Source organism: Roseomonas populi (assembly GCF_024594815.1).
Taxonomy (GTDB): domain Bacteria; phylum Pseudomonadota; class Alphaproteobacteria; order Acetobacterales; family Acetobacteraceae; genus Roseomonas; species Roseomonas populi.
On record NZ_JANJOU010000014.1, the window covers coordinates 89,717 to 97,586 of the forward strand.

The following is a 7,870-nucleotide window of genomic DNA, read 5'->3' on the forward strand; positions in this document are numbered from 1 at the left end:
TACGCCTCGGCTCGTAGAGCCGAGGCGAACGAAGGGACGAAATCGGACCCGGTCGTGGGGCGCTGCGCCTCAGGTCAGTCACGCAGCAGCCCGATGCAGGCCCAGGGGAGGTCCCACCCGCCCCGGGCGTTCAGGTCTGCCGCTCAGTTCTTGTACCCGAACCAGGCCAGCTCATCCGCGAGCATCTCGTCCAGCTTCGCGATGGTCGCCTCGTCGAGCTTGTCGCGGTGGTCGCCTGGCTTCACGCGCCGAACGAACTCGGTCGGCCGCTCCTCATCCGGCATCACGTCGGCCCAGTTCAGGATCTGGCCGATCTGGGCGTCGCTGACGGTCCAGCCGAAGTGCTCGCACACGCCGCGCAGGAACCAGCCCTTGTTCATGATGGCGTCCTCGTAGCGGTACACGCGCATGCCCGGCATAGAGAGGAAACCCTGGTACTCGCGCATCGTGCGGGCGAAGAGGGGCGCCTTCGTCAGCACGTAGTCCCGCACCGAGGCGTTCAGCGCCTGGGAGCGGATCTGCAGCATCATCTCGCGCGTCTCCCCCTCGGCGGGGATCGAGTGGGAGTAGGCGTTGGAGAAGTACTCGCTGACGAGCGCGTCGCGCGGGTCGCGGACGAGGAGGACCTTCGGGCCGGATTGCAGCCGCGGGTGCTGCAGGATGCCGAGCGGCGCGTTGCGGAAGCCACCGTAGAGATTGCCGCCGTGTAGCAGCTCGCCCAGCCCCGCATCGTTCTGCCAGGCCGGCACGCTCACGCCCTTGGCGAAAAGCTGGCCCGCCACATCGACGAAGTTGACGTTGCTGTAGTTCGCCAGGGCGGTGATCATCGCATTCGCGATCGAACTGCCGGACTTGCGGATGCCGAACAGGAAGTAGGCCGGGGCGTCCTCGGCGAGGGCGATGTCGAACTCCGCGCCCAGATAGGTGACCCGCTTCTTCTCTGTCATCCAGCCCTCCACACGCGCCCCGATCCGCACCAGGCCGGGATCATCTCCAGCAGCCCTGCCGAAGATCGCTGGCCGATGACCGGATGACGATCAGGCGCCGAGCGTGCCGAAACCATTTCGTGTTAACACGCTCGCCAACACCCGGCAATGCGAGCGACCCCACGATACCTCGTCCCGGCAAGGCGCGGCCGCGCGCCCTTCCGGGGAACGCGGGTCAACCGACTGGGGCTGGCACGGCCGCCCCGACCTGCGCGAGCAGCCGGAAGACCTGGTCCTTCTGCTCCTCGGTCGGGCTGGACTTGCGGGTCCAGGTGGTGTTCTGCCGGACCACGCGCGCGGGGACGCCGACGCAGGTGCTGAGCGCCGGGATGTCGGCGGTGACGATCGCGCCGGCGCCCACGATGGAGCCCGGGCCGATCTCCACGTCCTTCAGCACGGTCGAGCCGTTGCCGAGCCAGACATGCGGCCCGACGACGATGGAGCCCGGCACGTTCGTGACCTCCCGCGTCCCCACGTCCAGGATGCCGTGGCTGTCGGCCGCGCGCACGGTCACACGCTGGCTCAGCATGCAGTCGGCCCCGAACATCACGGTGGTGCCGCGGTGCCCGGCACCCATCACGACCGTGCCCTCGTTACAGGTCGCGCCCTCGCCCCAGTAGAGCAGGTGGCCGTCGCCCTGGATCGTGATCTTCGCCTGGAACTTGGTGGAGGCGCACAGTACGACGAGATTGCCGCCGCCATTGAGCGTGAGGGAAGCACGCCCCAGCTCAATCGCGTCGCAGAGGATGATGTTGTCCCGTGCGCCGCCGGGCAGCACGATGTCCAGCACGTTGGAGCGGCCGCGCCACAGCAGCGCGTTGCCGTTGCCGAGCGGCTTGACCTGGAACTCCCGCGGATCGGGAAGGGCCCAGCCGGGCTGCCCGAGCCGCTGGCGCACGCCCGGCCGGTCTGCCAGGAAGCGGTCGAAGGCCTCGAGGACCTGGTCTGTCATTCCTCGCTATCTCTGGGGCTCTTGCTGCGGCCCGCGCGCCGGAGCGCCACGGCGGCATCGGAGAACACGGCCAGCAGTTCGGCGCGCTCCGCGTCGTCCGTCACCCTCGCGAGATGCCGCAGCGCCGCCGCGACCGTCCCACCCAGGCGCAGTGCCGCAAGGCGGTCCTCCAGCACCCTCACCGCACCGCGCCGCGCGATGAAGGCCAGCACCTCGTCGAGCTCGTGTGGAGAGAGCTTGTCGCGCACGGCCGGCGGAACCGTCGCCGCATCCAGCGGGATCCGGCCGACGACCTGAGGACGCGCATCCGGATTATCCGGATCAGCCTCGGTTCCGCTTCGGACGAGGCGCAGCATCCCCTCGTGTTCGACCAGGCGCATCCTGTTCCCGCCATTTTGGATTCCGCCGGACGATGCCACCCCGCACTGGGTGCCGCAAGAACTGGGGAAGCGGCAGTTCCGCGTATCGGCGCGCCCTTTCGCCGCGTCCTTGAAGCCTCTGCCGGCGCGCGCCAGCTTGCCGTTCATGGAACCTCTCCGCGGCGGGCTCCGGGCGTTGCCGCCATTGCCGCGCGCACCCACCATCTCTCGCAATCTTGTGATGCGAAGCTGCCGAAGGGGCCTGATCGATGAAGCAAGTATCCGTCGGACGCATTCTCGTCCCTCTGCTCGCGGCGCTGGCCGTCGCCCTGCCCTCCCCCCAGGCCGCCGCGGAATCCTGCGGCGCGGGCCCGGGCTCTGGCCTCACCACAACGCCGCAGGTGAGGCGCGGGCATGAGGTGCGCTTCCAGGACCGGCTTTCCCAGATCGAGAGCGCGCTGAACACCGAGAGGTTCGACGCGATCGTCGTTGGTGACTCCATCGTCCAGCAATGGCCGGCCGACATGCTGGCGCAGGTCTTCCCCGGGCGGCGCGTGCTGAACGCGGGCGTGGGGGGCGACGGCACGGCCGCCCTCCTCCACCGCCTCGATTCCGCGCGCGAGCCGGCCGTGGTGCAGGGGCAGCGCATCGAGATCGGCGTTTCCGGCTGGGAGCGCCAGCGCCCTTCCGACGTCGTCGTGCTGATCGGCACCAACGATCTGCGCCGCGCGACGCCCTGTGACATCGTGGCCGGCGTGCTCGCCGTGGTGGGCCGGCTGCACCGCCTCTATCCTGCCGCTACCATTCACGTGCTGAGCATTCTCCCGCGTGGCGCGACGCAAGAGGAATTCGTCCCGGAAATCGGGACGGTAAACGCAAGTCTGGCCGGGATGGCCTCCTCGTCCGGCCGGTTCCGGTTTGTGGACGCGCGCGCCGCGCTGCTGTGCGGACAGGGTGCGGCTTGCGGGGTCGCGCGGCCGCCGAACTTCGTCCACCTCACGCGAGAGGGCTACGCGGCGTTGGGCCGGGCGCTGCGCGCCGAACTGTCGCGCCAGAATCGATGAATGTCTCTTGCGTCACCCACCGCAGGGATAGAGAATTCGGACGCGAACTCCGCTGCGGTGCCCCAACCTGCACGGGTACCCGGCGGCGAGAATTGCAGGCCAACCTGCTGCTTGCCGGAAGGACAACAAGATGCCCGCCACGCCCGAAAACGCCGAAGCCCGCCAGCGAAGCCTCTACCTCGCCACGCGGATCAAGGAGCTGCAGACGGAGATCAAGTCCCTGCAGGCCGAGAAGAAGGGCCTTGCCGAGAAGCTGAAGGCGGTTCCGGACCGCAAGAGCGACGAGGCCAAGGCCCTGAAGGTGCGCCGCGTTTACGTTGCTAACCGCCCGACTGAGGCGAGGGCGGAGCTGACCGCGGCCGTGGAGGAGCGCAAGGGGCTCGCCTCCAAGCTTCGGGCCTGATCGCAGGCTTCCCATCGCAGGCTTCTACAGGTGACAGCGGGGCGGGCCCGTGCGGCCCGTCCTGCCCACAAGACTGATTCATGACGGACGACCAGCACATGACGGCAGAGCAGGCGGGCGCAGCGGAAACAGGCCCGGCTGGTCGCGCGCCGACCTTCGTTTTCGTCGAGGCCAACGGGAGCGAGCTGACGCTTCCCCTTGGCGGTCTCCGCCCCCGGATCGCGGGCCTTGCCTCCGATCTGCAGAGGCAGGTCGCGCAGGGCTCCGTCGTGGGGCTGATGTTCCGGTCCGAGCCGATCCTCGTCCTCGCCTGGCTCGCCTGCCTCCACGCGGGGCTGCGCCCGCTCGTCATGCAGTACCCCACGACGAAGCAGAGCCGGGAGTACTGGCGCGCCTCCGTCGCCAACACCGTGGAGCGCGCCGGGCTGGCGGCGCTGCTGTGCGACGAGTACTGCGTCTCCCTCGGCATGCCGGAAGGCGCGCGGGCGATCGTGCTGCCCCGCTTCGAGGACATCCCGGCGGCGCCCGAGGGAACGGCGCTGCCCGCCCTGCTGCCGGAGAGCTTCGCGATCGTGCAGCTCTCCTCCGGCACCACGGGCTTCCGCAAGGCGGTGGAGTTCCGGTCGGACGACCTGCGGCGGCACGTGGCCGACTATAACGAGACCCTGCGGCTGGAGCCCGGGCGGGACTGCGTGGTCTCCTGGCTGCCGCTCTATCACGACATGGGCTATGTCGCCTGCTTCGTCATGCCTCTGCTGCTCGGCATTGACGTGGTGATGATGGATCCCATGACCTGGGTACGGAACCCCGTCATGCTGTTCGACGCGGTGGAGCGCCACCGCGGCACGGTCACCTACATGCCGAATTTTGGCTTCGAGGTGATGGCGCGGGCCGAACCGCGCCCCCTGCCCTCCGTGCGACACTGGATCTCCTGCTCCGAGCCGGTCTCCGCCGTGACCACGCGGCGCTTCATGGAACGGATCGGCGCGCCCGACGAAACCTTCTCGGCCTGCTACGCCATGGCCGAGAACATCTTCGCCGTCTCCTTCTCGCGCGGGCTGGTCACGCGCACGATCGATGGGCGCGAGGTCGTCTCCTGCGGCCGCCCGATCACGGGGGTGGAGGTGAAGGTGGTGGAGGACGAGCTGTGGGTCCGCAGCCCCACCTCGCTCCGCAACTACATGGGCGGCGATGACATCCGCGACGCGGAGGGCTTCTACCCCACCGGCGACCTCGGCCAGATCATCGAGGGCGAGTTGCACGTCACCGGCCGCAAGCAGGACCTGATCACCCAGGCCGGCCGCAAGTTCATGCTCTCCGACATCGACCTGGCGGTGAACGAGGCCTTCCCGGAGGTGAAGGGCCGTGTCGCCGCCGTGCAGGTCTATGACGAGCGGCTGGGCACGCAGAAGCCGCTGGTGCTGATCGAGGACAAGGACTTCTTCCTGCGCCGGGACACGGACGCGGTGGCGGACGCCATCCGCGACGCCACCGGCCTGGACCAGATGGAGGTGGCCTTCGTGCCGCCCCGCTTCCTGACCAAGACCTCCTCCGGCAAGATCAACCGCAAGAAGTCCGCGCAGGACTGGGCTGCGCATCTGGAGCAGAAGTCGGGGGCCGCCGTGCAGGGCGCCTCGGTCGAGACGGAGCTGAGGCACTACTACGAGCACCTGCCCTGGGACGTGCCCGTGCGGGGAATCCTGGACTCCCTCTCGCTCACCGTGCTGCGCATCATCCTGAACGATGCCGGCATCGCCTTCGACCCGGACGCGACGCTGGACGACTTCGTCCGCCAGGGTGCCGGCGGCGCGGAGAAGGCGGAGGCGGAATACCTCTACATCGTCTCCCTCGCCGACCGCGGAACGCTAAAGCACATCACGCCGCAGCACATCGAGGCCCTCTCGCGCCGCCTGAAGATCCCGGTGGTGCTGGAGCACCTCTGCCTGCCGCCGGCCGCAGTCACCCTCTCCGACCTCGTCTTCCAGGACTACTTCCTGCCGCGCGTGGACCGGGCGGACTACGCCGTGGTGGAGCGGCAACTGAACAAGCTGCGCCGCGCCAGCCTCATCCTCGTGGACGACGTGGCGGAGATGGTCTTCCCGCCTGCACAGGTCTACGGCGCCCTCTCCCACAACCTGGAGCGCGATCCGCGCGCCGACCTGATCACCGTGCGCTGGCAGCGCTACCCGCAGATGCACCAGAAGCTGCCGCTGACGGTCGTCTCGGGCCGCGACCTGCCCTTCCGGCACCGCTCCGACACCATCATGCGCCTCGGCGCCTATCTGAAGACACCGGTCTTCCGCATCGCCACGCTGCGCGAGACGGCCGAATTTACGGATGACTGGGAGCACCGGCTGTTCGAGGAGTTCCCAGACCGCGCGGATGCGCGCCTGCACCTCCAGCCCGGCGCCTTCATGCAGGGGCTGGCATCCTGGATCGAAGCCCTCCCCAAGCCGCCGAAGCGGCAGAGCGGCGTTCCGGTCACCGCTCTGGAGATGTCCGATCTCTCGCATTTCTGCTCCCGCATCGTGGACCGCGATTCGGTGGACAAGGTGCTGGACCGCTTCGACCGTTTCTGCATCGTCGGGCAGGAGTGCAGCGTGCCCTACGTGGCCCGGCGGCTGGAGGAACTGGGCAAGCCCTATGTTCGCTCCCCCAGCTACGCGCCGGATGCGCTCGCGCCCCTTTCGGATTCCTTCGATTGCATCCTGATCTGCGGCGCCCAGGGCCGCTACGCGATCGAGAAGCCCGCCGTCGCGCTGATGGCGGCGGATCCCACCCAGAACACCTGGAACTTTCCCGATCCGTCTTTCGAGACAATGACCTTCGTCGTTCCCCAGACACGCGCGCCCGCCACAGGGCAGGACTGGTACGTTTCCTTCGCACTGGAGCGCGGTGGCGACGACGCGGTGTTCCGGGCGCTGCGCCAGGCGCTGAGGGAACAAGGCATCGCGGCCCGCAAGCGCGTCGAGTCCCGGCGCGCCCTGGCCAAGGCTGGATCCTAGCGCAAGGCGCCTTCCCCTGCCGGGCAGCACAACCCGGCACAAACAACCCTTGCGCGCCCCCTGCGGGCGCCTTGCAACCCCATCCCGGGCGGGTATGCTCGGCTTCGCAGCAAACGCCCGGTTTGCACGACGCTTCGGAGGTGACCGATGCAAGAGGTCAAGTCATTGGACGAGACCACGAGCGACGTGGTGCCGGTCACGATCGCCATTGGCGACAAGGGTAACCTGACCTTCCAGGTCGCCCGGTCCGGCGATCGCGGCGCCTGCTTCTGCCTCGGCGTCCGGAAGTCCGGCAGCACGATGCTCCACAAGATCGTCCACTTCCTGGCCCGCCATAACGGCGTGAACGCCGTGGACGTGCCCGGCACCTTCTTCAAGAACGGCTTCAACGTATCCGACTGGGTCAACGCCGACCTGTCCGAGGTCGTGAGGCCGAACAACGTCTATCTGGGCTTCCGCTCCTTCCCCGTGAACTTCACGAACTACGAGATCTTCCGGGGCGGCCAGAAGATCTTCATGTTCCGGGACCCGCGCGACGCCCTGGTCAGCCAATACTTCTCCGATGCCTACTCCCACTCCCTCCCCTCGGCGAAGACCGAGACGGGCGCCAAGGCCTCGGAAGAGTTCCTGAAGAAGCGGGCCGATGCGCTCGCGACCGACATCGACGCCTATGTGCTGAAGCATGCGCGGAACTTCCAGAACACGCTGCTCGCGTTCAAGGACGTGCTGGAAGACCCGACCTGCCTCACGCTTCGATACGAGGACTACATCTTCCAGAAAAAACGGCTGATCCACAAAATCCTGAAGCACTTCGACTGGTCCCTCCCGCCGGGCAAGGTGGAAGCACTGCTGGGGCAGATCGATGCGGTGCCGAACGCGGAGGACAAGACCAAGTTCGTCCGCCGCGTCATCCCCGGCGACCACCGCAACAAGCTGCAACCCGAAACCATCCGGCGCCTGAACAACCAGATGCGCGACGCGATGGCGCTCTACGATTACTACTGATTTTCGGCTGGCGGTCTGTCGCGGGGGGGGGGGGGGGGGGGGGGGGGGGGGGGGGGGGGGGCGCGGGGGGGGGGGGGGGGGCGCGGCGGGGGGGGG

Annotated in this window: 7 protein-coding genes; 4 read left to right on the forward strand and 3 right to left on the reverse strand. The window is 68.3% G+C overall.

All coding sequences use genetic code 11. From position 1 onward, the window contains the following. Window positions 1-143 precede the first annotated feature (143 nt). The 3 genes from NRP21_RS16620 to NRP21_RS16630 form a co-directional block, all read right to left on the reverse strand. A complete protein-coding gene (locus NRP21_RS16620) occupies window positions 144-947 on the reverse strand; it encodes a sulfotransferase domain-containing protein (RefSeq protein WP_257717341.1) in 804 nt (267 codons plus the stop codon). A gap of 214 nt (window positions 948-1,161) precedes the next feature. Beyond that, entirely contained in the window at window positions 1,162-1,938 is a 777-nt protein-coding gene (locus NRP21_RS16625; protein ID WP_257717342.1) for an acyltransferase, read from the reverse strand. Next, window positions 1,935-2,465 (reverse strand): hypothetical protein, encoded by a 531-nt coding sequence (locus NRP21_RS16630; protein ID WP_257717343.1) that lies wholly within the window; start codon window positions 2,463-2,465, stop codon window positions 1,935-1,937. Before NRP21_RS16630 ends, NRP21_RS16625 begins: the two co-directional genes overlap by 4 nt. A gap of 101 nt (window positions 2,466-2,566) precedes the next feature. Here NRP21_RS16630 and NRP21_RS16635 point away from each other — a divergent pair, with 101 nt between their 5' ends. The 4 genes from NRP21_RS16635 to NRP21_RS16650 all read left to right on the forward strand — a co-directional run bounded on the left by NRP21_RS16635 (window position 2,567) and on the right by NRP21_RS16650 (window position 7,774). After that, the gene (locus NRP21_RS16635) at window positions 2,567-3,361 is read left to right on the forward strand and encodes a GDSL-type esterase/lipase family protein (protein WP_257717344.1); all 795 of its coding nucleotides are present in this window, start codon (window positions 2,567-2,569) and stop codon (window positions 3,359-3,361) included. A 130-nt stretch (window positions 3,362-3,491) separates the two neighbouring features. Next, complete coding sequence (locus tag NRP21_RS16640; RefSeq protein WP_257717345.1) at window positions 3,492-3,764, forward strand: hypothetical protein; 273 nt, start codon at window positions 3,492-3,494, stop codon at window positions 3,762-3,764. An 80-nt stretch (window positions 3,765-3,844) separates the two neighbouring features. Next, window positions 3,845-6,769 carry an AMP-binding protein gene (locus NRP21_RS16645; protein ID WP_257717346.1) on the forward strand — a complete coding sequence of 975 codons (2,925 nt, stop codon included), beginning with the start codon at window positions 3,845-3,847 and terminating at the stop codon, window positions 6,767-6,769. 147 nt (window positions 6,770-6,916) lie between these two features. After that, a complete protein-coding gene (locus NRP21_RS16650) occupies window positions 6,917-7,774 on the forward strand; it encodes a sulfotransferase domain-containing protein (protein WP_257717347.1) in 858 nt (285 codons plus the stop codon). Window positions 7,775-7,870: the final 96 nt, after the last annotated feature.